Origin of the sequence: Actinomadura sp. NBRC 104412 (assembly GCF_030269515.1) — a bacterium.
Lineage (GTDB): Bacteria > Actinomycetota > Actinomycetes > Streptosporangiales > Streptosporangiaceae > Spirillospora.
This window is the reverse complement of the sequence record NZ_BSTM01000003.1, coordinates 138,202-163,343: the sequence shown is the minus strand read 5'-3', so window position 1 is coordinate 163,343 and position 25,142 is coordinate 138,202. Positions and strand designations below refer to the sequence as shown.

The window sequence follows — 25,142 nt, the reverse complement described above, 5'->3', positions numbered from 1 at the left end:
CTCCCCAGGAGTGCCCGCGCCGTGCCGGGTTCCGGTCGGCCCCGGCACGGCTTTGCGCGCAACCTAAGGCGACCCAGGTCAGCAGGCATCGGCGAGTTTTGCCAAAGCACCTCCCCAGGGTTGGGAGACGATATGCGGCCGCCGGTGTAACGCCCCGCCGTCAGATGCCGCGCATGCGCAGCACGTGCAGCGCGAGGGTCAGGTTGAGGCGCAGGTGGGCGTCCTCGGTGAACGGGCCGAGCATCCGTTCCAGCTTCCCGATGCGGTACCGCAGGGTGTTGTAGTGGAAGTGCAGTCTGCGGGCCGTCTCGGCGACGTTGAGGTTGGTCTCCAGCAGCACTTGCAGCGTGCGGCGCAGGTCCACCAGTTCCGGCTCGTCGTCGGAGGCCAGCTCGCCCAGCGTCTCGCGGACGAACGCGTGCAGCTCGGCGGCGTCGGAGACCAGGCTGAGCAGGCGGTAGACGCCGAGCTGGTCGAAGTGGGCGCGGGCGCCCGCGCCGTGGAGCTGGCGCCCGACCCGCACCGCCTTGACCGCCTGCTCGTACGCCTCGGGCAGGGCGGCGGGCGAGCGCACGGTACGGCTGATGCCGGTGGAGAAGGTGCGGCGGTGCTCGGAGAACACCGCGGCGGCCTCCTTGACGATCGACTGGACGGGGCCGCCGGAGAGGGCGGCCCCGTCGTCCCCGTCCGCGCCCACGACGGCGACGACCTCGTGCGCGAAGCTGGCCACCGCCGCGCCCCGGTCGTACCGGCGCACCGCCGTGGTCCACGCGGCGGCGAGCCGTTCCTGCGCGGAGCGCTCCTCGGCGCCGCGGCCCGCCTCCCCGCGCATCGGGTCGCGTCCCTGCTCGCCCCGCGCGCCGTCGCGGGCGCGGTCGGCCTCGCGCGGGCCGTCGGAGCCACGCGGACGCCCGTCCAGCTCGGCGACCAGCACCATCACGGGGCGGTCCAGATCCCAGCCGAACCCGGCGCAGTGCGCCACCACCCGGTCGTCGTCGCCCGCCCGTCCCGACAGGATGTCGCGCAGGAAGTCGGCGCGGTACTTGCTCTCGACCGCCGCGACCGCCTGCTGCTTGGTCACCACGAGCGCCGCGACGGTGGCGGCGCGCTCCAGGATCGTCTGGTCGGCCTCCCGCAGCGTCCCGCTCGGGCTGTAGGCGACGATCCTGCCGTGGTCGAACCCGCCGGCGACGACGGGCACCACCAGGTGGTCGCCGTCATGGGACGGGCCGCGGCCCAGCGCGCGCATGGCCTGGATCTGCTCCTCGGGGCCGGAACCGGCCAGCACGCGCTGCTCACCGTCCAGCGCGACGACCGCGACCTCCAGTAGACCGGCGACCTCGTCGACGACCTCCTGCAACCCGCCGCCGCACAGGACGATCTGCAGCAGCGCCCGGTGCACCTCCTCGGTGCGGGCCAGCACCGCGGCCTGCCGGTTGAGGATGTCGGTGAGCACCTGGTTGAGGATGTCGTCGAAGCCCACGTCGTCGGGCAGCAGGATCAGCGGGAAGCCGCGGCGGTCCGCCTGCTCGATCATCTCGGCGGGCAGCGAGTCCAGGTAGCGGCCGAGCTTGACGCCGAGCGCGGCCAGGCCGCGCTCGTCGAGGTCGGCGACCAGGTTGTCCAGGGACTGCGGGGTGTTGCGCAGCGGGTAGCCGGTGGTCAGCAGCAGTTCGTTCGGCTTGACCCACGCCAGGATGTCGGGGACCTCCATGACGTTGAGCCGCTGCACGATCCGGCCGAGGCCGCTGCGGCCGGCGATGAGCCTGGCGCCCTTGAGGGTGGAGACGCCCAGGACCTCCCCGACCGGAAGCCCGTAGGTGAGGGTTCCCGTACTGGCGAGTCGCAGGGCCGGTGGGCCCGGGTCCACGGGGACTGGCATCAGATGACTCCCAACTGGGTCGGCTCCGGCGGCGGGTTCTCCGGCCGCCGGCGTGCGCGGGCGGGGCCCTGGTGGGGTCCGGTCCGCTGGGCCGGGGTGCCGCCCCGGCCCATGAGGTGACCGCACGCGTGGTCGGACGCGTGGCCGGACACGCCTCTGCGCGGTGAGCGGGGACGAGGGGCGAACCGTGGGAAGGGGGGAAGGCGAGGACGCTCGAAAGGCCGCCATCCCGCGGCGGGCAGTCGCTGCTGACTCACGGGAACGGTCACCTCGCTCCTTGGTGCTTACATCGCCCCGACGGGCGTGATCGCTACCGCTGCTCGATCAACACTGACAACAAAGACGAAGGATGACAACCAGGCTTGGCAGTTTTCTCCATACGAGACGCCGTGTGCAGGGCCTTACGGTCGCGGCTAGAGAGGCCGGCCGGCAAGGACGACGACACCGGCCTCGGGAGGACCCCGTGACCGCTCTCGTGCGAGACCCGATCCCGCTCGCCCCGCAGCCGGGCCGCAGGCCGCCGGCCGCGGGCGCCGCGAGCCTGGCGCTGCGCCCGGTGCTGGACGCGCCGCGCCGCCCCGCCCGCGTGATCGCGGTGTTCCCCTCGGCGGTCTATTTGGAGTCGCGCGCCGGGGCCGAGCCGCGGGTGGTGGCCGTGGTCACCTCCGACGCCGTCCGGCTGCCCAACGCGGTCGTCATGGTCGCCACCTGCCGCGAGCGCCCGTTCCGCGCCGTGCGCGAGGGCGCCGAGGCGTGGGCGGGCGAGGGCCGTGTCGAGATCGACGGGCTGGAGACCAAGGTAAGGCGTTGGTGGGACCCGTCCCCCGCGCTGGGGCCGGTGCCGGTCGCGACGCTGGCGCACGGCGTGCGGTCCCTGGAGGCGGCGCTGGCGGACGCGGGCCGCGCCGCGCGCGGCGGGCTGTACGGCCATCCCGACCCGGTGCTGCTGGCCGACCGGTGCGAGGCCGGTGACCTGGCGGGCACCATCGAGGCGGCCGAGCGGATCGTGGGTCTCGGACCGGGGCTGACGCCCAGCGGCGACGACATCCTCTGCGGGCTGCTGCTGTCCCTGCGGCTGCTGGGCGGCGCGGTGCGCCCGGGAGGCCGGGCGGTGTGGCTGGCCGACTGGCTGGGCGCGGCCGTCACCGCGGACGCCGGCACCCGCACCACGGCTCTCGCCGCGACCCTGCTGCACTGCGCGGCGTCCGGCGCCGCGGGCGCGGAGGTCGCGGCCGTGCTGCGGGCGGTGGCGGGGCTGGAACCCGCGGCGCCGGCCGTACGGCGACTGCTGGCGGCCGGGCACACGTCGGGCGCCGACCTGGCCTCGGGCGTGCTCGCCGGCTGCCGCGCCGCGCTGGCGCACGCCGTCATGGCCGGCCAGGGCGGCAGGGTGTCGGCGTGACCCGGATCCTCGTGCCGCCGGCCCGGCGGGTGGTCCCATGAAATGGGTCGAGGTGCGGAGGGGGGCGTACCACGACTCGGTCACGCTGATGCGGGTCAGCCGGCAGGTCGGGGAGCTGGCCGGCGTGGACGGCGCGATGGCCGCGATGGGCACCCGGCTGAACCTGGAGATGCTGGCCAGGATGGGTTTCGAGGCGCCCGGGGACGCGGGCCCCGCCGATCTGGTGGTGGCGGTCAGCGCGGACGGCGAGGCGCTGGACGCCGCCCGCCGCACCCTGGACGACCTGCTGGCCTCGGCGGGCGCCGGGCCCGCGGGGAACCGTTCCGGGGCGGTGCCGGGAACGCTTCCGCCGGCGCGCACGACCGGCGCGGCGGCGCGGCGCGCCGACGCGGGGATCGCGCTGGTGTCGGTGCCGGGCCCGTACGTGTTCCCCGAGGCCATGGACGCCCTCGCGGCCGGGCTCAACGTGATGGTCTTCAGCGACAACGTGCCGCTGGAGCAGGAGATCGCGCTCAAGGACGCCGCGGCCAGGCGCGGGCTGATCGTGATGGGCCCGGACTGCGGCACCGCGGTCGTCGGCGGCGCGGGCCTGGGCTTCGCCAACGCCGTCCGTCCCGGGCCGGTCGGCCTGGTGGCGGCGTCGGGCACCGGCGCGCAGCAGGTGATGTGCCTGCTGGACGCGGCGGGCGTCGGCGTCGGGCACGCGCTGGGGGTCGGGGGCCGCGACCTGTCGCTGGAGGTCAGCGGCCGGTCGTCGCTGGCCGCGCTGGCGGCGCTGGACGCCGACCCCGGCACGGAGCTGATCGTCCTGGTCTCCAAGCCGCCCGCGCCGCAGGTGGCCGATCTGGTCGCGGAGGCGGCGCGCAGGCTCGACACCCCGGTGGTGTTCGCGTTCCCGGGTCCCGAGGACGATCTGACCAGGGCCACCGAGCGGGCGCTGAGGCGCCTGGGCAGGCCGGTGCCGGAGTGGCCGCGCTGGCCGGCCGCTCCCCCGGCGCGCCCGGTGACGGGCGCGCTGCGCGGCCTGTTCTCCGGCGGGACGCTGCGGGACGAGGCCGAGGCGATCGCGAGCACCGCACCGGGCGGCAGGACGGGCGGCAGGACGGCACGGGGCCACGAGCTGATCGACTACGGCGACGACGCCTACACCCGGGGCCGCGCCCACCCGATGATCGACCCGACGCTGCGGCTGGAGGCGATCGCGAAGCAGTCCGCCGACCCCGCGTGCGGGGTGCTGCTGCTCGACGTCGTCCTGGGGTACGGGGCCGACCCCGACCCCGCGGCGTCGCTGGCCCCGGCGATCGTCGCGGCGCTGGATCGGCGCGACGACCTGGCCGTGGTGGTGTCGCTGTGCGGCACGCCCGCCGACCCGCAGGGCAGGGACGCGCAGGCGGAGGCGCTGCGGGCGGCCGGCGCGTCGGTCTTCGCGTCCAACGCCGAGGCCGCGCGGTACGCGGCCGGGCTCCGCGCCGGCGAAGGGACGGGCGCCGATGGATGACTCCCGGTCGCGGCTGGGCGGGCTGCTGGCCCGCGAGCCGAGGGTGGTGACGGCCGGCGTGGGGGTGCTGGCCGAGGCGCTGGAGGCCCAGGCGGTGCCGGTCGAGGCCGTGGACTGGCGCCCGCCGCCCGAGGGCACCGAGGACGCCCTGGTCGCGGTGATGGGACGGCCCGGCTTCATCGAGGCGAACGAGCGCGCGGTCGGCCGGATGCTCAGCGCGCGCCCCCACCTGGTGGACGTGCGTCCCGCGGGCGAGGTGCTGGGCCTGGAGAGCGGCACGTTCCTGCACGCGGGCCCTCCGCTGGAGTGGGAGCGCGCGTCCGGCCCCATGCGCGGCGCGCTGATCGGGGCGATGCTGCTGGAAGGGCTCGCCGACACGCCCGAGAAGGCCCAGGAACTGCTGGAGAAGGGCGCGGCGACGCTTGACCCGTGCCACCACCACGGGGCGGTCGGCCCGATGGCGGGCGTGGTGAGCCCGTCCATGTGGATGCTGGTGGTCGAGGACGCCGAGCACGGCGGCACCGCGTACTGCTCGCTCAACGAGGGGCTCGGCAAGGTGCTCCGGTACGGCGCGTACGGCCCGGAGGTGATCGAGCGGCTGCGGTGGATGTCGGACGTGCTGGGACCCGTCCTGCGGAAGGCGGTGCGGCGGCACGGCCCGCTCGACCTGTTGTCGATCATGGCGCAGGCGCTGCAGATGGGCGACGAGCTGCACAACCGCAACCGGGCCGCGACCTCGCTGTTCCTGCGCGAGCTGGCGCCCGGCATGGCCGAGGCGGACGCGCCGCGCGACCAGGTGGCCGAGGCGCTGCGCTTCGCCGGCGGCAACGACCACTTCTTCCTGAACCCGGCGATGGCCGCGGCCAAGGCCGCCGCCGACGCCGCCCGCGGGGTGCCGGGGTCGAGCCTGGTGGTGGCGATGGCCCGCAACGGCACCGACTTCGGCATCCAGGTGTCCGGGACGGGCGACCGCTGGTTCACCGGGCCCGCCGGGGTGCCCGACGGGCTCTACCTCGGCGCGTACGGGCCGGACGACGCCAACCCCGACATCGGCGACTCGGCGATCACCGAGACCGCCGGGGTGGGCGGGTTCGCGCTGGCCGCGGCGCCCGCCATCGTCCGCTTCGTCGGCGGCGAGGTGCCCGACGCGCTGGCCGCCACCCAGCGGATGTACGAGATCACGCTGGCCGAGCATCCGGGGCTGCAGATCCCGCTGCTGTCGTTCCGCGGCACGCCCTGCGGGATCGACGTGACCAAGGTGGTCCGGACCGGGATCCTGCCGGTCATCGACACCGGGATCGCGGGCCGCGAGGCCGGTGTCGGGCAGGTCGGCGCGGGCCTGGTGTCGCCGCCCGCCACCGTGTTCCAGGACGCGCTGCACGCCTTGGCCGAACTGCCCTGACCCCGCGGCCGGCTTGGGTACCTTCGGGCCATGACCGAGTCGATCGACGGTGAGCCGATCAGCGGCGTCCAGCACGTCATCGCCGCCGGGCCGTACCGGGCCGTCGTCACCGAGGCCGGCGCCGGCCTGCGGGAGCTGGAGCGCGACGGGCTGCCGCTGGTGCTGTCCTTCGACGCCGACGAGCCGATCCAGGTGTCGTTCGGGCAGTTGCTGATCCCCTGGCCGAACCGGATCGACCGGGGCCGGTACGCCTACGACGGGCGCATCCACCAGCTCGACCTGTCCGAGCCGAAGAACGAGTGCGCCATCCACGGCCTCGTGCGCTCGTCCCCCTGGACGCTGGTGGAGCGGGAGCCTCATCGGGTGCGGCTGGCGCACAGGCTGATGGGGCGGGCGGGCTACCCGTTCCGGCTCGACCTGGAGGCCGACTACGCGCTGGACGCGGAGCGGGGCCTGACGGTGCGGCTGTCGGCCCGCAACGTGGGCACGCGCACCGCCCCGTACGGGCACGGCGCGCACCCCTACCTCACCGTCGGCGAGCCGATCGACGACTGCGCCGTGACGGTCACCGCCGACCGGTGGCTGCCGGTGGACGAGCGGCTGATCCCGTCCGGTCCCGCGGTGGACGTCACCGGCACGCCGTACGATCTGCGCAACGGCCGCAGGCTCGGCGGCCAGGTCATCGACAACGCCTTCACCGGGCTGCGCAGGGACGCCGCCGGGCGCGCGTGGGTGCGGCTGACCGGCGGCGGGCGCACCACGGCGCTGTGGGCGGACGCGGCCCATCCGTGGCTGGAAGTGGTCACCGCCGACGCCGCCCCCGGCGACCGGCGCCGCCGCGGGCTGGGCGCCGAGCCGATGACGTGCCCGCCCAACGCGTTCGCCACCGGGATCGACGTGATCCACCTCCGGCCGGGTGCCCACCACACGGGATCTTGGGGGATCATGGCGGAGTGAACTTCAGCGTCCCCTCGCTCGACGACCTGTCCGCGCGGATCGCAGCGGTCCGCGACGCTCACGCCACGCGGTTCCCGGGGCCCGCCACCGGACGGCAGCCGGTGCACACCGTGTACGTGCCCGCCGACCGCTTCTCCCGCACCACGCCCGCCGACTTCGGCGCCGAGGCGCTGCGGCTGCTCAACACCCACACGCCGGGCGCCGGCTCGTTCGGCACCGCGTTCGGCCTCGATCCCGAGCTGGCCGGTCCGGTGCGGGAGCGGGTGGCGGCCAAGCTGGTGGCCGAGCCGGTCGAGGACGTGCGGATCGACTTCGAGGACGGCTACGGGGTCCGCTCCGACGAGGAGGAGGACGCCCACATCGCGCAGGTGGTGGAGGCCGTCGCTGCCGCGTACCAGGTGAAGGGGCTGCCCCACTACTGGGGGCTGCGGGTGAAGTCGTTCGCCGACGGCGCGCACGAGCGTTCCATGCGCACCCTCGACGGGTTCCTCACCGCGCTGCGCGACCGGCTGGGGCGGCTGCCGGGCGGGTTCACCATCACCTTCCCGAAGGTGGTCGCGGCCGAGCACGTCCGGGTGTTCGTCGACTACCTGGACCGGCTGGAGGGCGCGCTGGGCCTGCCCGGCGGGATCCTGCGGTTCGAGATCCAGGTGGAGACCCCCGAGGCGATCTTCGACGAGGAGGGCCGGATCGGGCTGCGCGGGATCGCCGACGCCGCCGGGGGCCGGATGACCGCCGCGCACTTCGGCGTGTTCGACTACACCGCCGCCCTCGGCCTGCCGCCCGAGCAGCAGCGGCTCGACCATCCCGCCTGCGACTTCGCCCGGCACGTCATGCAGGTCGCCCTGGCGGGCGCGGGCGTGCGCCTGTCGGACGGCTCCACCAACGTGGTCCCCCGCAACGACGGCGCGGACGAGGTCAACCACACCTGGGCGGTGCACGCCGCCCAGGTCCGGCACTCCATGCTGCACGGCTTCTGGCAGGGCTGGGACATGCACCCCGCGCACCTGCCCAGCCGCTACGCCGTCGTCTACGCCTACCACCTGTCCGGCGTCGACGAGGTCATCGGCCGCGTCCGGGCCTGGCACGAGCAGGCGGCGGGCAAGTCCAACGGCGTCCTGGACGAACCCGCCACCATCAAGGCCCTGACGGACCGTCTCCGGCGCGCCGTGGACTGCGGCGCCCTCGACGAGAGCGCGCTGCCCGCCTCCGTCGAACGCTAGGCGCCGAGCGGGGGCTCGCAGACGACGACGGGGATGCGCCGGTCCGTCCAGGCGGCGTACTCGGGGTAGAGGGCCACCAGCCGCTCCCAGAGCGCCTCGCGTTCGTCCCCTTCGGCCTCGTACGCCAGCATCCGGCGCGCCCCTCCGCGCGTCCGCACCAGGACGCGGGGCTGGGACAGCACGTTGAAGTACCACTGCGGGCTGCGGGGCGTCCCGCCGCGCGACGCGACCAGCACGACGCGGTCGCCGTCGGGCAGGTGGATCAGCGCGCAGGTGCGGGCCTTGCCGGACTTGCGGCCTCGGGTGGTGAGCAGGCAGACGGGCACGCCGTGCGGGAAGGCGCTGCCGAACCGGAACCGGCCGCCGACCCGGCCTCCCGTGGCCTGGAAGACCGCCACATGGATCCGGGTGAGGGCCCGCATCGCGGGCGCGAAGAGCGGCGAGCCGAAGAACGCGGGAGGACCGTCGGCCATCAAGGACTCCCTCGGGGGAAGGGGACGCGGACGTCCCAAGGCATCCCGCGATCGGTTCCGCGTCAAACCCGGGTGTCTAGCGGGGACCGCTCCATTCGCCGGCGGTCACGGTGTTGAGCACATCGAAGAGCTCCTTCTCCTCGTAGGCGTAGTGGGCCTCCAACTGGTCGTTGACATGGGCGAGCTTGGTGCGTACCTGGTCGGGGTCGGCGGTGTCGATGTCGTCCAGGAGGGCTTGGAGGTCCCGCCGCATGCCGGTCACGGCGTCGTGTTCCTGCTTGAGGCGTTCCAGGACGGGGGCCAACTCGGGGTGAAGGCGTTGCAGGCGTGGGAAGCCTTGGGTCTCCTCGCCTTGGTGATGCTCGTGCAGCGCACCGCAGAAGGCGGTGCAGTGGGCGCGTAGTTGCGCGGCAAGGTCGGGCCTTGCCGCCCCCGACGCCCGGCCGTTGGACAGATACGACTCGACGTCGGCCCGGAGCGCCGCGAGGTCCTGGCGGAGGGAACGGTGCACGTTCACCAGGAGGTCGCCCATGCCCAAGGGCTGCTCCGAGGCGGCGCGGTAGAGCGCGACGACCGGGATCTCGCGGTCGGTCTTCTCCTGGTACTCGGCGAACGCGGGATGGCGCCGGGCCTGCTCGGCGTACTTGGCCGCGCGCTCCTCGCCGAGCAACGCGATCGCCGTGGCCTCGTAGGTCTCGGTGCCGATCTCGACGGTGACGCGGTTGTCGGCGAGGAGGTTGGTGAACCACTGAGGGTGCGACGGGGCGCCGGAGTTGGTGGCGAAGACCAGGACGCGGTCGCCGTCGGCCATGTACACGAGCGGGGTGGTATGGGGCCGGCCCGTCTTGGCGCCGGTGGTGGTCAGCAGCGCCAGCGTGGCGCCCTCGAACGGGCCGCCGACCGCGCCGCCGTTGGCCCGGAACTCCTCGATGATCGACCGGTTGAAATCCGCGACCTCCATGGCCGCCCCCTATCCTGATGGGTCGGATGCGAAGTGCAATAGCTTTGCTTTGAAAGCAAAGCTACTTTGGATGCAAAGCTATTTGGGTCGGGCGGGCATGTCAACAGACGAACAGGGCCTCGGTGTGGACGACGGCGTGCGGACCATGCTCCTGCTGATGCCGAGGCTGATCGGGCGGGCCAAGCGGACCCCGCCACCGGAGGTGCTGCGCTCGCTCGACCTGGCGCCACGCCATCTGTCCCTGCTGGCGTACCTGATGTTCGACGGGCCGATGAGCGTGAACGAGCTGGCCGCGCGCCTGGAGGTCGCCCCGGCCACGGTGAGCCTCATGGTCGGCGACCTCAGCCGCAAGGAGCTCCTGGAGCGGCACGCCGACCCCGCCGACCGCCGCCGCACCATCGTCAGCATCGCCGAGGACCGGCTGCCCGCCATCCGGGACTGGCTGGCCCCCGGCGCCGCCGCCTGGCGCACCGCGCTGGAACCGCTCACGCCGGAGCAGCGCCGCCTCGTCGTCGACGCGCTCCGCGCCTACGAGAGCGCCCTCTCCACCCTCTCGGAGCCCGGGGCTAGCGGGCGTGACGCCGGTTGAACGCCTCCAGGTCGGCGGGGATGTCGATGTCGTCGGGCGCGGCCACGTCCGCGCACGGCACCGGCGTCACCAGCTCCGGGTGCTCACGCAGGAAGACGCGGGCGCCCGCGTCGCCCCGCGCGGCCTCGGCGACCGCCTCGACGTGCTCGGCCGCGATCAGCACCGGGTTGCGGCGACGTCCCTCGTAGGTGGCGACGGCGACACGCGCGCCCGCCTCGTACGCCTCGATCAGGCGCCGCACCGCCTCGGGGCCGACCAGCGGCTGGTCGACCAGCGCGACCACGACGGCGGGGCAGCCGGGCGGCAGGGCCGCCAGCCCCGCCCGCAACGACGACCCCATCCCGGTGTGCCAGTCGGGATTCGGGACGACCACGGCCCCGATCACCTCCAGCGGGGCGGCGCCGGCCACCACCAGGACGGGTGAGCAGCCACCGTCGCGCAGCGTCCGCACGCCGCGGTCGACCAGCCGTTCCCCGTCCAGTTCCAGCAGCGCCTTGGGACGGCCCAGCCTGCTCCCCTCCCCCGCCGCGAGCAGCAACCCGGCCGGACTCACACCCATGCGCGATGCCATCACGCCACGGTAGCTACTCCTCGCGGACCTCGCCGTGGATGCGGCCGGTGGTGCCGGTCAGCGGGCGCCCCGACCCGCCCCAGCGAAGCTGGATCAGCTCGGCCGCGATCGACACGGCCGTCTCCTCCGGGGTGCGGGCGCCCAGGTCCAGGCCGATCGGGGACCGCAGCCGCGCCAACTCGTCCTCCTTCAGCCCCGCCTCGCGCAGCCGCGCCATCCGGTCGTCGTGGGTACGGCGCGACCCCATGGCGCCGACGTACCCTGCGGGCGTGCGCAGCGCCACCTCCAGCAGCGGCACGTCGAACTTGGGGTCGTGGGTGAGAACGCAGATCGCGGTGCGCTCGTCCACCTCCGTGCCATCGAGGAACTTGTGCGGCCACTTCACCACGACCTCGTCGGCGTCGGGGAACCGCTTCGGCGTGGCGAACACCGGGCGGGCGTCGCAGACCGTCACGTGGTAGCCGAGGAACTTGCCGATCCTGGCGACGGCGGCGGCGAAGTCGATCGCGCCGAACACCAGCAGCCGCGGCGGCGGCGCGAACGAGTGCACGAACACCGTCAGCTCGTCCAGGCGGCGCTCGCCCTCACGCCCGTAGTGGCGCTGGCCGGTGAGTCCCTGCGCGAGCATCCCGCGCACGTCGTCGTCGACCGCCGCGTCCAGCCGCGCGGCGTACGGCGCGCCGGGCGCCAGCGAACCCGAGGCGCGCTCCGGCCACACGACCCTGCGCGCCCCGATCTCGCCCGGACCGGCCACCACCGTCGCGACCGCGACCGGCTCGCGCTCCCGGATGGACGCCGCCACCTCGGCGAACTCGGGGAAGGTCGCGGGCCCGACCGGCTCGACCAGCACGTCCAGGATGCCGCCGCAGGTCAGCCCGACCGCGAACGCGTCGTCGTCGCTGACCCCGTACCGCTGGACGACCGGCTCGCCCGCGGCCATCACCTCCTGGGCCAGCTCGTACACCGCGCCCTCGACGCAGCCGCCCGACACGCTGCCGGTCACCTCCCCCGACGGCGACACGGCCATCGCGGCGCCCGCGGGACGGGGCGCGCTGCGGAAGGTCCTGACCACGGTGGCCAGGCCGAAGGTCTCCCCCGCCGCGTACCAGGCGGCGATGTCGTCGAGCACGTCACGCATGGCGATCTCCGATCAGGCGGGCCAGGTCCTCCAGGGCGGCGAGGCTGTGCCCGGAGGTGAAGTCGTCGATGTGCGGCAGCGCCGCCGCCATACCCGCGGTCAGCGGCTCGTACCCGGGGCGCGCCTTGTGCGGGTTGGCCCACACGACGCGGTGCGCCAGCCGGCTCAGCCGGGCCATCTGCTCGCCGAGCAGCCCCGCGTCGCCGCGCTCCCAGCCGTCGGACGCGATCACCACGATGGCGCCCCTGGCCATGCCGCGCTGCCCGAACCGGTCGAGGAACTCCTTCAGCTCCTCGCCGAGCCGGGTGCCGCCGCTCCAGTCCGGGATGGCGGCGGACGCCCCGGCCATCGCGGTGTCGGGGTCGCGGTGCCGCAGCTCGCGGGTGAGACGGGTCAGCCGGGTGCCCACGCTGAACACCTCCACGGCGCGCCCGCCGGACCGCGCCGCCGCGTGCGCGAACCGCAGCAACGTGTCCGCGTACGGGCTCATCGACCCGCTCACGTCCACCAGCAGCACCACGCGGCGCGGGCGGGTGCGGTGCGACCGGTACCGCAGCAGCGAGATCTCGCCGCCGCGCCGCAGCGTCTCCCGCACCGTCCGGCCCGGGTCGAGACGGCCGCGCGGGGACGGCGCGAACCGGCGCGACCGGCGCGTCTCCGTGGACGCGTCCATGACCGCGATGAGCCGGTTGACCTGGGCGCGCTCGTCCGGCCCCAGCTTGGCCACGTCACGGTTGCGCAGCACCTCGACCGCGCTGGCCGTCGCCACCGTGACCTCGCGCGACTCCTCCTCGTCGTCGCCGTCGCCCGAGTCGCCGGGTGACACGACGGGCATGTGCCGCACGATCACCGTGGGCGGCGGGCGGCGTCCCGGGCGGACGGTCAGGCCCGAGAAGTACGCGGCGAAACAGCGGTCGTAGCGCGGCAGGTCGTCGGGATCGGCGCACAGCGTGAGCCGCCCCGCCCAGTACACGTCCGTCCGGTCGAGCACGTCGAGATGGTCGAGGGCGCGCAGCATGGCCTGCACCCGCTCGGGATCGGCGTCACCACCGGCGGCGCGCAGCGTCCGCGCGAAGCCCACGATCGTCTCCGTGACATCACGCCCGGCCGGCATGTGCGGTCAGCCCCCGTTCAACAGCCCGTCGATGCCGCCGGCGAGGACGCGTTGCTGGTCCTCCCGGTACTTCAGGACGGTGCCCAGCGTCACGGCCGCGATCTCCGGGTCGAGCTCGCGGACGCCCAGGCTCACCAGCGCCTCGGTCCAGTCCAGGCTCTCGGCGACGCCCGGCGGTTTGAGCAGGTCGGCGTCGCGGAGGCGTTGCGCCGCCGCGGCGACCTGACCGGCCAGGCGCTCGGCCGCGTCCGGCAGCCGGCGGCGGATGATCGCGACCTCGCGGTCGAAGGACGGGTGCTCCAGCCAGTGGTACAGGCAGCGCCGCTTGAGCGCGTCGTGCACCTCGCGCGTGCGGTTGGAGGTGACCACCACCACCGGGGGGCGTTCCGCCCGGATCGTTCCGAGTTCCGGCACCGAGATGGTGAAGTCGCTCAGCACCTCCAGCAGGAACGCCTCGAACTCGTCGTCGGCCCGGTCGATCTCGTCCACCAGCAGCACGCTGGGCGTGGTCTCCAGGGCGCGCAGCAGCGGGCGGGCCATCAGGAAGCGCCGGTCGTACAGCTCGCCCTCCAGCCGCGCCACGTCGGTGACGCCGGCGGCCTCGGCCGCGCGCAGGTGCAGAAGCTGGCGCGGGAAGTCCCAGTCGTAGAGCGCCTGGGAGGCGTCCAGGCCCTCGTAGCACTGGAGCCTGATCAGCGGGGCGCCGAGCACCGACGCCAGGGTCTTGGCCAGCTCGGTCTTGCCGACCCCCGCCTCCCCTTCGAGGAAGAGCGGACGTCCCATCCGCAGCGCCAGGAAGGCGGCGGTGGCCAGCCCGTCGTCGCACAGGTACGCGTGCCGGTCGAGCAGCACGGCCAGTTCCGCCGGGTCCGCGGGGAGGGCCGGGTGTGCCGGACCGGGCGGTGACGCGATCTCACCCACTCCCACAGGCTACTCATCCGGGGACGGCACCAATATGGACGGGGCGCCTTTTTTCGTTGAGATTTATACAGGTAAATTCGGTAGGGAAAGTTGACTTTAACGAGCGGGCGAGTGACCATCGGGCCCATGAGCGAGGACGATCTCACCGTCGAGGCCGCCTACGAGACCGCACGCGCCCGCCAGTGGCACGAGCGACTCCGAGGTCCGGTGTCCCGCCGGACCCTGTTCCGCCTCTCCGCGGCGGGCGCCGCGGGTGCGGGCCTGGGCGCGGCCGGGGGCCCGGCCCGTCCCGCGGCCGCGGCCGGGCCGATCGTCAAGCCGCTGCCTCCGGAGCTGTTCGTCACCCACGGCACCAACGCCGAGACGCGATGGGAGGCGATGCGCGACCAGGGCCACCTCACCCCGGCGGACCGGTTCTTCGTCCGCAACCACATCGCGACGCCCCTGATCGACGCGCGCACCTGGCGGCTGCGGCTGTGGGGAACGGGCCTGCACGGCTCCCCCACCGAGGAGCGCCCGGTCGAGTTCACCTATGAGGACCTGCTGGGCATGCGCTCCGAGACCATCACCGCGTTCATCGAGTGCACCGGCAACGGGCGCGGCTTCTTCACCTCCCAGCAAGGGCAGCAGGTGTCCGGCACCCCGTGGAAGCTGGGCGCCATCGGGGTGGCCCGCTGGCGCGGTGTACGGCTGGCGTCGGTCCTCGAACGCGCCGGGCTCACCCGCCACGCCGTGGACGTGCTGCCACGCGGCCTTGACGCCGAGTACGTCGACGGTGGCGTGAACATGGGGCGCGTACGGCGGCCCCTGCCGGTGGCCAAGGCCCTCAAGGACGTCCTTCTCGCGTACGAGATGAACGGCGCTCCGCTGCCGCCGGACCACGGGCACCCCGTCCGCCTGGTCGTGCCCTCCTGGGTGGGCATCGCGTCCATCAAATGGCTGGGCGACATCCAGGTGTCGGACCAGCCGCTCTTCTCCCCGTGGAACACGCGCTACTACCGCTTGTTCGGGGACGCCTACCCACCCGAGGGAAGTGCCCCGCTCACGCGCATGAACGTCAAGAGCGCCTTCGAACTGCCCTGGGACGCCACCCTCCCCGGTGGGCGCGTGCAGGTGCTGCATGGCCGCTCCTGGTCAGGCAACGGCCGCATCCGCGCGGTGTCCGTCAGCACGGACGGCGGCGCCACCTGGCACAGGGCCAAGCTGCACGGCCCCGGCCACGCCCGGGCATGGGTGCGCTGGCAGTACCCCTGGCGCACTCCCAACGCCCCTGGAAGCCATGTCCTGATGGCGCGCGCCACAGACGAGACGGGCGCCACCCAGCCCGCCACCGTCCCGCACAACACCCTCGGCTACCTGTTCGGCGCCGTCGTCCGCCATCCCGTGACGATCTCCTGACCACCTCCGGCCTCACTCGCGGCGCGGTTCGGAGGGCGTGCCCATCCCATCACTTGCCGCGTCCCGGGGCGCGGCGTGACGATGCCCAATGACAGCAGGAGGAGCCATGGCCCTGTGGAAGCCCGACCCGTCCTTTTACGCCTCCCCTCGTGACGCGGTGGGAGCACCGCCGGAAAAGCTCGCCTATGTCGCCGCCTTCGACAGGGCGGCCGAGAAACCCGACGCCATCGCCGTCCTCGACGTGGATCCGCGGTCGGCCGCCTACGGCGACGTGGTCGGCTGGACCGAGCTCCCCCACACCGGGGACGAACTCCACCACTTCGGCTGGAACGCCTGCTCCAGCGCGCTGTGCCCGTACGCGCCGCACCCGCACGTCGAACGCCGGTACCTCATCGTCCCCGGGCTGCGCTCGTCCCGGATCTACGTCATCGACACCAAGGACAAGCCCACCGCGCCGGAGATCGTCAAGGTGATCGAGCCGGAGGAACTGGCCGAGCGCGCGGGGTACTCGCGTCCCCACACCGTCCACTGCGGGCCCGAGGGGCTCTACGTGACGGCCCTGGGCGGCGCGAACGGACGCGGCGGTGCGCCGGGGCCGGACGACGAGGTGGGACACGACGGTCCGGGCGGCATCGCGATGCTCGACCACACCTCCTTCGAGGTGCTGGGCCGCTGGGAGGTGGACCGGGGCCCGCAGCACCTGGCCTATGACGCCTGGTGGCACATCGCGCACGACGTCCTGGTCACCTCCGAGTGGGGGACGCCCTCCATGGTCGAGAACGGTGTCGTGGGCGAACTGCTCCTGGGCCGCAAGTACGGCCACAAGCTGCACTTCTGGGACCTGCGCAAGCGCCGTCACGTCCAGGAGGTCGATCTGGGCGACGAGCACCAGATGGTGCTGGAGCTGCGCCCCGCGCACGACCCGACCAGGCAGTACGGCTTCGCGGGCGTGGTGGTCAGCGTCGAGGACCTGTCGGCGTCCGTCTGGCTCTGGCATCGCGACGGCGGCGCGTGGGCCGCCACGAAGGTCATCACCATTCCCGCCGAGCCCGCCGACGCCGCCGCGCTGCCGCCCGTCATCCAGCCGTTCGGGGCGGTGCCGCCGCTGGTCACCGACATCGACCTGTCCGTCGACGACAAGTGGCTGTACGTGTCGTGCTGGGGCACCGGCGAGCTCAAGCGCTACGACGTGAGCGACCCGTTCAAGCCCGTGGAGGCGGGCTCGGTCCGCATCGGCGGCATCGTCGGCCGCACCCCCCACCCGGCCGCGCCCGACCTGCCCCTGGCGGGCGGCCCGCAGATGGTCGAGGTGAGCCGCGACGGCCGCCGCGTCTACGTCACCAACTCCCTGTACGGGGCGTGGGACGACCAGTTCTACCCCGACGGCGTCGGCGCCTGGATGGCCAAGCTCGACTCCAGCGCCGACGGCTTCGGCTTCGGCTTCGACGAACGGTTCTTCCCGCACGGGGACGCGTTCCGCGGACTGCGCCCCCACCAGACCCGTTTGCAGGGCGGGGACGCCTCGTCCGACTCGTACTGCTACCCGTGAGCAACGGCTCGCTCGCCGCCCTCGTCGCTCTCGGGGCCTTCCACGGCCTCAACCCCGCCATGGGGTGGCTGTTCGCCGTCGCGAGAGGATTGCAGGAACGCAGCCGCGCGCTGCTCCTCCAGTCCCTCCCCGCCATCGCCGCGGGCCACGCGGCCTCGGTCGGGCTCGTGGCGGTGCTGGTCGCGTTGACCCGTTCCGTGGTCGCCACGCAGATCGTGGCGATCGCGGGCGGTGTCGTCCTCGTCGGGTTCGGCCTCTACCGGCTGCTGTCGCGGCGGCACTTCCGCTGGGTGGGCATGCGCGTCTCCCTGTGGCAGTTGGCGGGCTGGTCGTTCCTCATGTCGTCCGTCCACGGCGCCGGGCTGATGCTGCTGCCCGTCCTGACCTCGTCCGGCGCCGGCGGAGCCCACCACGACGGCCACCGCTTCGCCGCCTCCGCCGGGAGCGACCTGTCCGCGGGCGTCTTCGTCACCGGCGTCCACACCCTGGCCATGTTCGTCACAGCGGGCACGATCGCGGTCCTGGTCTACGAGGTCGTCGGGCTGACCGTTCTGCGGCGGGCCTGGTTCAACCTGGACCGCGTCTGGGCCGCCGCCCTCATCACCGCCGGCGCCGTCACGCTCCTCACCGCCACGTCCTAGCCGGTCACGCTCGGCTTGCCGTTCTCGACGTGCCCCATCAGGCGGCGCCGGAAGGTCGCCTGCTCGGCCACCGTCACCTCCACGTCGTACCAGCCCTGCCGGGTGTGCCAATGGACGGTACGGCTCTGCCCCTTCGCAAAGGTGACCTCGCGCGTCCGTGCGCCGTAGGCCAGGGCGCGAAACGTGAACGTCAGCCTGTCCTTGCCGGTGTTGTTCAACGAGATCCGAAGGTCGTCGCCGTGCGGCTCCGACTCGACCTCGGCCGTGCCGCCCACCGCCCCGGCGAACTCGCGGCGGAAACCGTTCGGGCCGATCAGCACCAGGTCGTACGCGTCGCGCGGCAGGGCGATGTCGACTTTGGTCTTCCGGCCCACGTCGAAACGGCGGGGCTTGGGCAGCTCGCCCCCGTACGGGTAGAGCGCGAAGCGCACGCTGGCGTCCCCGGAGTTGCGCAGGTCGATCCGTAGCCTGCGCCCGTGGAGCTTCGCGGACGCCTCCGGCTGGTACGGCAACCGCACCGGCCGCGCCAGCGCGGCATGCACCGAAGGAGGCAACACCGAAACGACCGCCGCCCCGGCGGCGACCCCGGCCGAGGAGGCGAGCAACCTGCGACGTGACATACCTTGGCTCATGCCGAGGAGAATGAGCCAACCGGGGTTACACCCTCCTGACGGCCGGACGTTCGCCACCCGACCGGCAGATGATCGTCGACCCGAAGCTCAGTACTCGTCCACCGCGGTCAGATCGATGTCGATGTCGAAGGGCACCGCGACCTTGAGCCGGTCGTGATGGATGCCGGTCAGCGCGTAGCCTCCGGTCTCGGCGTCGCGTTCGTAGACGTGCACCACCGCCCGGGCCCCGTCCTGCTCCTCCACGCGCCAGAAGTGCCGGATACCCGCGGCGGCGTACTTGGGCGGCTTGGTGTCCCGGTCGCGATCGATCGAATCGGGCGAGACGACCTCGACCGCCAGCGAGACGTCGGCGGCGAAATAGTGGGTGGCCGGTTCCTTCCGCGCATACGCCTCCGCCGTCACGACAAGGACATCGGGCTCAGGCACCTGCCGTTGGGCCAGCTTGACCGCCATCTCCCGATCCGCTCGCAGCGTCTTGGGCGCCTGCCGCCCAAGCTCGTGCTTGAGCATGTCGATCATGCGGACATGCCACTTGCGCTGCGGGCTCACGAAGACCAGGCTCCCGTCGATCAGCTCCGTGTGCCGGGGGAGGCCGCGCATCTTCAAGAAGTCGTCGGCGGTGAAGCCGCCCGGCGGGGGGATCAACCATTCTGGCACCGAGCGTGTAGTCGCGTCGTCACTTTCCGCTGGCATCGCACTCACCCTTCCTAGTTAAGCTCATTGCCCTCAGTGAGCGCACCTGAACGGACGGGTGACCGCTCAGTGATAGAAGTGGACGGGGGTGATGATCTTGCTGGACGCGGCGTGGAGGGCGCTCGGGGGTGAGCCCGGCCTGCTCGGGACGATCGAGCGCAGCGGACCCGCGGCGACGCTGCCGTCTCGGCTGGACGTGACCGGGATGGCGATGGCCTGTGCCGGGGCTGCGGGGGTCGCCGCCGCGGAACTGGAGCGGGCGCGTGGCGGCGCGTTGCCGCGGGTGCTGCTGGACAGCCGGGCGGTGGCGGTGGCGTTCGCGGGTGAACGGCACCTGAGGATCGACGGGATGCCCCAGAACTCGTTCGGGCCGTTGTCGCGGTTCTGGAAGGCCGCGGACGGATGGGTGCGGACGCACGGCAACTACCGGCACCATCGCAGGCGGCTGTTCAAGTCGCTCGGCGTCGAGTCGCTGAACAATCCGGTCCCCGCCCTGGAGTCCATCATCCGGGACACCCGGGCGGAGGAGATCGAGGAGACCGTCTTCGCGGCGGGCGGCGTCGCCGTCGCGGCCCGGACGGCCGAGCAGTGGGACGCGCACCCCCAAGGGGCGGCCGTGGCCGGCCGGCCCTTGGTGACGTCCATCCCGACAGGCCGGGGCGGACGGCAACGCGAGGCGGCGCCCGCGGCGTTCCCCATGGACGGTGTGCGCGTGCTCGACCTGACACGGGTCATCGCGGGCCCCGTGGGGACCCGGACGCTCGCGTACTTCGGCGCGGAGGTGCTCAGGATCGACTCGCCCGCGCACGCCGAGTTCCCCGTGTACCACGTGGTGACCGGGTCCGGGAAGCGGTCCACGTTCCTGGACTTCAACGACTCCGTCGACCGTTCGCGGCTGCGGGAGCTGCTGCGGGACACGGACGTGGTCGTCCTCGGCTACAGGCCCGGCGCGCTGGACCGGTACGGGCTGGCGCCCGAGGCTCTGGTCGACGAGTATCCCGGTCTCGTCGTCGCCTCCCTGTCGGCCTGGGGCGGGGAAGGGCCATGGGCGCGGCGGAGAGGGTTCGACAGCCTGGTGCAGGCGGCCTCGGGGATCGCCTTCGTCGAGGGGCGGCCGGGGGTGCTGCCCGTCCAGGCGCTCGATCACGGGACCGGCTACCTCCTGGCGGCGGCGGTGATGCGGGCGCTCACCGAAGGGGGCGGGTGCCGGATCGAGCTGTCCCTGGCGCGGACGGCCGCCTGGCTGCTCGCCCACCCGGGGGACGGGACCGCCACGGACTTCGACCCGGCCCCGTACCTGGACGAGGTCGGCGGCGTCCGCTACGCCCTGCCCGCGGTCCGGTTCGAGGGCGGCCCGCGCACGTGGAGGCGACCGGCGTCGATCTGGGGATCGGACGAACCCCGCTGGCCCTAGGACGGGTCCGGGGCTTCGCCGTGCCGATGGACGAGGGCCTGGAGCTCGTCCAGTTGCCGGGCGGCGCGGGCGCGTTCGGCGCCGTTGATGCCCATGGCGCCGATGGACGTGCCGTCGGACAGGTCCAGGGTGGGCCAGGGCTCACCGGTCGTCATGGTGACATCGATGATCTCGGCCCATGCCAGGCGGCGGCTGCGGAAGGCGTTGACCACGGTGACCCCGCCGCGGTCGGCGACCACACGGCAGCGCGCGAGCATGTGCAGGACCCAGGCCAGCGCCAGGCCGAACACGACCATCAGGACGCGGTCGACCAGGGTGAACCGGGGGGCCACCACGACGGCGAGCAGGATCATGCCGAGCACGATCACGCCCGCCGTCGTGTACGCGACGACGCGGGTGGTGCGGGGGCGCCAGACCACCGGCAGCGCGGGGAGTTCCGTCAAGGGCCGGGAGACCTCAATCAACGATCTTGGAGATGGGGATCTCCAGGATGTCCCGCGCGCCCGCCGCCTTCAACGCCGGGATGAGCGTGTTGACCCCGCGCTTGGCGACCACGCTCTCCACCGCGTGCTGCTCGCCGCCCGCCAGCGAGGTGACGGTCGGGGACGACATGGCCGGCATGATGTCCAGGACGGCCTTCAGGTCGGCGGCGTCGACGTTCAGCTTCAGCAGGACGTTGCCGCGTGCCTTGATCGCGCCCTGGAGGAGCAGCGCGACGTCCTCCATCGCGGCGCGCTTCTCGGCGTCCTCGTAGGACTCCCGGTTGGCGACCAGCTCGGTGTAGCTGGTCAGGAGGGTGTCGAGGATCCGCAGCCCGTTCTTGCGCAGGGAGGAGCCGGTCTCGGTCAGGTCGACGATCGCGTCCACGATGTCGGGGACCTTGGCCTCGGTCGCGCCGTAGGACGGGACGACCGTGGCCTTGACGCCGTGCCGGTCCAGGTACCGCCGGGTCATGGCGGGGAACTCGGTGGAGATCCGGACGCCCTCCGGCAGGTCGGTCACCTTCTGCCAGGGCGCGTCGTCGGGCACCGCCATGATCACGCGGACCGGGTTGCTGGTGGCCTTGGAGTACTCCAGCTCGCCGAGGCTCACCACGTCGGCCTCGGTCTCGGTGATCCAGTCGCGGCCGGTGATGCCGAGGTCGAACAGTCCCTGTTCGAGATAGGTGGGGATCTCCTGGGGGCGCAGCACCCGGACCCGGTCGATCCGCGGGTCGTCGATCTGGGCGCGGTAGTCGCGGTCGGACGCGCGCCGCACGGTGAGGTCGGCGGCGTCGAACAACTGCATGGTCGCCTTCTCCAGGGACCCCTTGGGCAGGACGAGAGACAGCACGAGAGAACCTTTCGTGGGTGTGGGATGCGTGCGGATTCCGGGGGCGTTCTCAGGAGCCCAGATGCTCCCCGCCGTGCCCGGCGTGGCCGTGATGCCGCGGGCCTCGCAGGGTCAGTGCCATCGCGCGCCCGAGCTCGTGTGCGGCCACCATCGCCTCCCATCCCGTGGTACGTCCCCCGCCGGCCGCCTCGCCGGGCCGGCGCCGTCCGGTCATCGATCCTACGCGGTCCGGGTCACGCTTCGGCCGCCCGCCCCTCCCCGGCGTGCCGCGCCGTCCCGGCCGCGTCAGCCGCGCCCGCCGGACGAGCCGCCGGACGACCTGAGCCGGCGCAGGGTCAGCGCGGTGTCCAGGGCGGCCACGACCGACTCCCAGCCCTTGTCCTCCTTGCTGTCGGGGAACCCCGAGCGCGCGATGGCCTGCTCCTGGTCGTCGCAGGTGAGGACGCCGTTGCCGACCGGGGTGGACTCGTCCAGAGCGACCCGCGTCACCCCGGCGGTGACCGAGTCGCAGACGTGGTCGAAGTGCGCGGTCTCGCCGCGGATCACCGCGCCCAGGCAGACGACCGCGTCCAGCCGGCGGGCCAGCTCCTGCGCGACGACCGGCAGTTCCAGCGCGCCCGCGACCCGCGCGACCACCGGCTCCCGGACGCCGCACGCCTCGGCCGCCTCGACCGCCCGCTTGAGAAGCTGGTCGGTGATGTGCCGGTGCCACCGGGTGCAGACGATGCCGAGGGTGAGCCCTTCCGCCCGCACGACGGTGTCCTCGGGACGTCCCGTACCGCTCATGACAGCCCCTCGATCTGGTGTCCGAGACGGTCGCGCTTGACCGTCAGGTAGCGCCGGTTGTGCGGGGTGACGGCGGCGGGCATGCCCTCCCGGCCCAGCACCTCGATGCCGAAGCCGTCCAGCCCCTTCAGCTTGGCCGGGTTGTTGGTCAGCACCCGCACCGACCGGACGCCCAGCCCGGCGAGCATGTGCGCGGCGTTGGAGTACTCGCGGGCGTCGGCGGGCAGGCCCAGCTCCAGGTTGGCGTCCACGGTGTCGGAGCCGTTGTCCTGCAAGGCGTAGGCCCGGAGCTTGGCCAGCAGGCCGATGCCGCGGCCCTCGTGGCCCCGCAGGTACAGGATGACGCCGCGTCCCTCGGCGGCGATCCGCTCCATGGCGGCGTCGAGCTGGGCGCCGCAGTCGCAGCGCTCGGAGTGCAGCACGTCGCCGGTGAGGCATTCGGAGTGCGCCCTGACCAGGACGTCCGTGCCGTCGCCCAGGTCGCCCAGCACCAGCGCGAGATGCTCGCCGCCGTCGATGGCGCTGGAGAACCCGACCGCGCGCCACGTCCCGTACCGGTTCGGCAGGCGGGTCTCCACGACCCGTTCCACCAGCGACTCGGTCCGCTTGCGGTACTCCACGAGCTGCTCGATCGAGATCAGCTTGAGGCGGTGCTCCTTGGCGAAGATCTGCAGCTCGGGCAGCCTGGCCATGGTGCCGTCGTCGTTGACCACCTCGGCCAGCACCCCGGCGGGCGCGAGCCCCGCGAGCCGCGCCAGGTCGACCGCCGCCTCGGTGTGGCCGCGGCGGCGCAGCACGCCGCCCTCGCGGTAGCGCAGCGGGAAGACGTGCCCGGGACGGACCAGCTCGTACGGCTCGGTCGCCGAGTCGCACAGCGTCCGGATCGTCCTGGCCCGGTCGGCCGCCGAGATGCCCGTGGTGACGCCGTCGCGGGCGTCCACGCTCACGGTGTAGGCGGTGCGCATCCGCTCGGTGTTCTGCGCGGTCATCAGCGGGATCTGGAGGCGGTCCAGGTCCTCGCCCAGCATGGGGACGCAGATCACCCCGCTGGTGTAGCGGATGGTGAAGGTCAGCAGTTCGGGCGTCGCCTTCGCCGCGGCGAAGATGATGTCGCCCTCGTTCTCGCGGTCCTCGTCGTCCACCACCACGACCGGGCGACCGGCCGCGATGTCGGCCACCGCCTCCTCGACCGGGTCGAAGATCCCGGTCCCGATCTGCTCGTCCGTACCGCTCATGCGCGCACCGCCTCACGCCGGGGGCTCCGCTCGATCCGTGCCCGGGACTCCCGGTGCCAGTCGCGGAACCCGATCATCACCATGACGAAGAAGACGCCGTACACCGCGGCCGAGACGTACAGTCCCGACTTCAGTGCCAGCGGGACGCCGACCAGATCGACCAGCACCCAGATGAGCCAGAAGTCGGTCAGCGCGCGGCTCTGGGCGAAGGTCGCCACCGCGCTGCCGACGAAGATGGAGGCGTTCGCCCACGGCGACCAGGCGATCCGCAGCCAGTCGAGGTGGAGGAACAGTTGCGCGACCAGCGCGGTGCCCAGCACCAGCGCGGCCAGCAGCACCACGCGCTCGCAGGCGGTCGCGGGACGGACCGCCAGGCGCCCGTGCTCCCCGCGGCGGCCGCGCGCCCAGCTCCACCAGCCGAGCACGGCCAGGCCGATGAACAGCACCTGCTTGAGCGCGTTGCCGGGCGCGTCGGCGTGCAGCGAGGCGGCCAGCAGGAGGAAGGCGCCGGTCATCTGCACGGGCCAGGTCCACAGGGTCTTGCGCATGGCCAGCCAGACCACGGCCAGGGAGAGCACGTTGCCGATGAGATCGGTCCACAGGATGTGCTCGCCGAAGAGCTCGACGCTCGCGTCCAGCAGGCTCATGAAGGGTCACCCTGCCGCCCGGCGCGGGGGCCCAGCATGCGCTCGACGTACTTGGCGACGACGTCCACCTCGAGGTTGACGGGGTCGCCGGTGGTCTTGTGGCCGAGGGTGGTGAGGGCGAGCGTGGTGGGGATGAGCGCGACGCTGAAACGGTCGGCGCCGGCCTCGACGACGGTGAGGCTGATCCCGTCGACCGTGATGGAGCCCTTGTCGACCAGGTAGCGGCTCAGCTCGGCGGGCAGGGAGATGGTGACCACGTCCCAGCGTTCGCCCGGCTCGCGGGACAGGATCGTGCCGACGCCGTCCACATGGCCCTGGACGAGATGGCCGCCGAGCCGGTCCTGGAGGCGCACGGGACGCTCCAGGTTGACCCGCGACCCGGGTTCGAGGGCGCCGAGGCTGGACTTGGCGAGGGTCTCCTTGATGACGTCCGCGGTGAAGGTGCCGTCCTTCACCTCGACCACGGTGAGGCAGACGCCGTTGACGGCGATGGACGCGCCGTGGACGGCGTCCTGGGTCACCAACGGCCCGCGGACGGTGAGCCGCGCCGAATCGCCGGCGGATTCGATCGCCACGATCTCGCCGAGCTCTTCGACGATGCCGGTGAACATCCCGGGCCTCCAATGTCCGATAAGAGGGCTCCGGGGATGTCACGGTCGAACGGCGCCCCGAGCAGGGGCGTAC

26 protein-coding genes are annotated in these 25,142 nt (G+C 73.2%); 10 read left to right on the top strand and 16 right to left on the bottom strand.

The window, feature by feature from the left end; genetic code table 11:
• Positions 1-160: 160 nt before the first annotated feature.
• Positions 161-1,882, bottom strand: coding sequence for a PucR family transcriptional regulator (locus tag QSK21_RS05220; RefSeq protein WP_285694072.1), 1,722 nt, complete (start codon positions 1,880-1,882; stop codon positions 161-163).
• 463 nt (positions 1,883-2,345) lie between these two features.
• Here QSK21_RS05220 and QSK21_RS05215 point away from each other — a divergent pair, with 463 nt between their 5' ends.
• From QSK21_RS05215 to QSK21_RS05195, 5 genes are read left to right on the top strand one after another with little or no spacing between them, the layout of a single operon-like run.
• On the top strand, positions 2,346-3,284 hold the full coding sequence (locus tag QSK21_RS05215) for an oxamate carbamoyltransferase subunit AllH family protein (protein WP_285694071.1): 939 nt from the start codon (positions 2,346-2,348) through the stop codon (positions 3,282-3,284).
• A 37-nt stretch (positions 3,285-3,321) separates the two neighbouring features.
• The gene (locus QSK21_RS05210; RefSeq protein ID WP_285694070.1) at positions 3,322-4,782 is read left to right on the top strand and encodes an AllF/FdrA family protein; all 1,461 of its coding nucleotides are present in this window, start codon (positions 3,322-3,324) and stop codon (positions 4,780-4,782) included.
• The gene (locus QSK21_RS05205) at positions 4,775-6,184 is read left to right on the top strand and encodes a YlbE family protein (protein WP_285694069.1); all 1,410 of its coding nucleotides are present in this window, start codon (positions 4,775-4,777) and stop codon (positions 6,182-6,184) included. The genes QSK21_RS05210 and QSK21_RS05205 overlap by 8 nt, the downstream gene beginning before the upstream one ends.
• A 30-nt stretch (positions 6,185-6,214) precedes the next feature.
• Complete coding sequence (locus QSK21_RS05200; RefSeq protein WP_285694068.1) at positions 6,215-7,141, top strand: aldose 1-epimerase family protein; 927 nt, start codon at positions 6,215-6,217, stop codon at positions 7,139-7,141.
• A complete protein-coding gene (locus tag QSK21_RS05195) occupies positions 7,138-8,364 on the top strand; it encodes a DUF6986 family protein (RefSeq protein WP_285694067.1) in 1,227 nt (408 codons plus the stop codon). Before QSK21_RS05200 ends, QSK21_RS05195 begins: the two co-directional genes overlap by 4 nt.
• Here the strand turns inward: QSK21_RS05195 and QSK21_RS05190 are convergent.
• Positions 8,361-8,837: a nitroreductase family deazaflavin-dependent oxidoreductase gene (locus QSK21_RS05190; protein ID WP_285694066.1), complete on the bottom strand. Its 477-nt coding sequence runs from the start codon at positions 8,835-8,837 to the stop codon at positions 8,361-8,363. The genes QSK21_RS05195 and QSK21_RS05190 overlap by 4 nt on opposite strands.
• 76 nt (positions 8,838-8,913) lie before the next feature.
• The gene (locus QSK21_RS05185) at positions 8,914-9,798 is read right to left on the bottom strand and encodes a nitroreductase/quinone reductase family protein (protein ID WP_285694065.1); all 885 of its coding nucleotides are present in this window, start codon (positions 9,796-9,798) and stop codon (positions 8,914-8,916) included.
• A gap of 97 nt (positions 9,799-9,895) precedes the next feature.
• Between QSK21_RS05185 and QSK21_RS05180 the strand changes: the two genes are divergently transcribed.
• The gene (locus QSK21_RS05180; protein ID WP_285694063.1) at positions 9,896-10,387 is read left to right on the top strand and encodes a MarR family winged helix-turn-helix transcriptional regulator; all 492 of its coding nucleotides are present in this window, start codon (positions 9,896-9,898) and stop codon (positions 10,385-10,387) included.
• Here QSK21_RS05180 and QSK21_RS05175 read toward each other — a convergent pair.
• Genes QSK21_RS05175 through QSK21_RS05160 form a run of 4 tightly spaced genes read right to left on the bottom strand, consistent with a single transcriptional unit; the run spans position 10,365 to position 14,131 of the window.
• Positions 10,365-10,958 carry a nucleotidyltransferase family protein gene (locus tag QSK21_RS05175; protein WP_285694062.1) on the bottom strand — a complete coding sequence of 198 codons (594 nt, stop codon included), beginning with the start codon at positions 10,956-10,958 and terminating at the stop codon, positions 10,365-10,367. The two genes, QSK21_RS05180 and QSK21_RS05175, sit on opposite strands and share 23 nt — an antisense overlap.
• 13 nt (positions 10,959-10,971) lie before the next feature.
• Positions 10,972-12,096, bottom strand: coding sequence for an XdhC family protein (locus tag QSK21_RS05170; RefSeq protein ID WP_285694061.1), 1,125 nt, complete (start codon positions 12,094-12,096; stop codon positions 10,972-10,974).
• On the bottom strand, positions 12,089-13,177 hold the full coding sequence (locus QSK21_RS05165) for a vWA domain-containing protein (RefSeq protein ID WP_285694060.1): 1,089 nt from the start codon (positions 13,175-13,177) through the stop codon (positions 12,089-12,091). The genes QSK21_RS05170 and QSK21_RS05165 overlap by 8 nt, the downstream gene beginning before the upstream one ends.
• A gap of 39 nt (positions 13,178-13,216) precedes the next feature.
• On the bottom strand, positions 13,217-14,131 hold the full coding sequence (locus QSK21_RS05160) for an AAA family ATPase (protein ID WP_285694059.1): 915 nt from the start codon (positions 14,129-14,131) through the stop codon (positions 13,217-13,219).
• Positions 14,132-14,257: 126 nt separating this feature from the next.
• On the opposite strand from QSK21_RS05160, the gene QSK21_RS05155 reads away from it, so the two are divergent.
• The 3 genes from QSK21_RS05155 (at position 14,258) to QSK21_RS05145 (ending at position 17,719) form a co-directional block, all read left to right on the top strand.
• On the top strand, positions 14,258-15,529 hold the full coding sequence (locus QSK21_RS05155; RefSeq protein ID WP_285694058.1) for a sulfite oxidase: 1,272 nt from the start codon (positions 14,258-14,260) through the stop codon (positions 15,527-15,529).
• A 106-nt stretch (positions 15,530-15,635) separates the two neighbouring features.
• Complete coding sequence (locus tag QSK21_RS05150) at positions 15,636-17,078, top strand: selenium-binding protein SBP56-related protein (protein ID WP_285694057.1); 1,443 nt, start codon at positions 15,636-15,638, stop codon at positions 17,076-17,078.
• Complete coding sequence (locus QSK21_RS05145; RefSeq protein WP_285694055.1) at positions 17,075-17,719, top strand: hypothetical protein; 645 nt, start codon at positions 17,075-17,077, stop codon at positions 17,717-17,719. Before QSK21_RS05150 ends, QSK21_RS05145 begins: the two co-directional genes overlap by 4 nt.
• Here the strand turns inward: QSK21_RS05145 and QSK21_RS05140 are convergent.
• The gene (locus QSK21_RS05140; RefSeq protein WP_285694054.1) at positions 17,716-18,351 is read right to left on the bottom strand and encodes a phospholipase domain-containing protein; all 636 of its coding nucleotides are present in this window, start codon (positions 18,349-18,351) and stop codon (positions 17,716-17,718) included. The genes QSK21_RS05145 and QSK21_RS05140 overlap by 4 nt on opposite strands.
• 87 nt (positions 18,352-18,438) lie before the next feature.
• The gene (locus QSK21_RS05135) at positions 18,439-19,044 is read right to left on the bottom strand and encodes a Uma2 family endonuclease (protein ID WP_502871505.1); all 606 of its coding nucleotides are present in this window, start codon (positions 19,042-19,044) and stop codon (positions 18,439-18,441) included.
• Between the two features lie 91 nt (positions 19,045-19,135).
• Between QSK21_RS05135 and QSK21_RS05130 the strand changes: the two genes are divergently transcribed.
• Positions 19,136-20,458 carry a CoA transferase gene (locus QSK21_RS05130; protein ID WP_285694052.1) on the top strand — a complete coding sequence of 441 codons (1,323 nt, stop codon included), beginning with the start codon at positions 19,136-19,138 and terminating at the stop codon, positions 20,456-20,458.
• Here QSK21_RS05130 and QSK21_RS05125 read toward each other — a convergent pair.
• The 7 genes from QSK21_RS05125 to QSK21_RS05095 form a co-directional block, all read right to left on the bottom strand.
• Positions 20,455-20,901 carry a PH domain-containing protein gene (locus tag QSK21_RS05125; protein WP_285694051.1) on the bottom strand — a complete coding sequence of 149 codons (447 nt, stop codon included), beginning with the start codon at positions 20,899-20,901 and terminating at the stop codon, positions 20,455-20,457. The genes QSK21_RS05130 and QSK21_RS05125 overlap by 4 nt on opposite strands.
• A gap of 13 nt (positions 20,902-20,914) precedes the next feature.
• A complete protein-coding gene (gene hisG / locus QSK21_RS05120) occupies positions 20,915-21,790 on the bottom strand; it encodes an ATP phosphoribosyltransferase (protein WP_285694050.1) in 876 nt (291 codons plus the stop codon).
• Positions 21,791-21,839: 49 nt separating this feature from the next.
• Positions 21,840-22,004 (bottom strand): hypothetical protein, encoded by a 165-nt coding sequence (locus tag QSK21_RS05115; RefSeq protein WP_285694049.1) that lies wholly within the window; start codon positions 22,002-22,004, stop codon positions 21,840-21,842.
• A 71-nt stretch (positions 22,005-22,075) separates the two neighbouring features.
• On the bottom strand, positions 22,076-22,576 hold the full coding sequence (gene ribH, locus QSK21_RS05110; RefSeq protein WP_285694048.1) for a 6,7-dimethyl-8-ribityllumazine synthase: 501 nt from the start codon (positions 22,574-22,576) through the stop codon (positions 22,076-22,078).
• Positions 22,573-23,811 (bottom strand): bifunctional 3,4-dihydroxy-2-butanone-4-phosphate synthase/GTP cyclohydrolase II, encoded by a 1,239-nt coding sequence (locus QSK21_RS05105; RefSeq protein ID WP_285694046.1) that lies wholly within the window; start codon positions 23,809-23,811, stop codon positions 22,573-22,575. Before QSK21_RS05105 ends, ribH begins: the two co-directional genes overlap by 4 nt.
• The gene (locus tag QSK21_RS05100; RefSeq protein WP_285694045.1) at positions 23,808-24,458 is read right to left on the bottom strand and encodes a nicotinamide mononucleotide transporter family protein; all 651 of its coding nucleotides are present in this window, start codon (positions 24,456-24,458) and stop codon (positions 23,808-23,810) included. The genes QSK21_RS05105 and QSK21_RS05100 overlap by 4 nt, the downstream gene beginning before the upstream one ends.
• A complete protein-coding gene (locus QSK21_RS05095; RefSeq protein ID WP_285694044.1) occupies positions 24,455-25,069 on the bottom strand; it encodes a riboflavin synthase in 615 nt (204 codons plus the stop codon). Before QSK21_RS05095 ends, QSK21_RS05100 begins: the two co-directional genes overlap by 4 nt.
• Positions 25,070-25,142 lie beyond the last annotated feature (73 nt).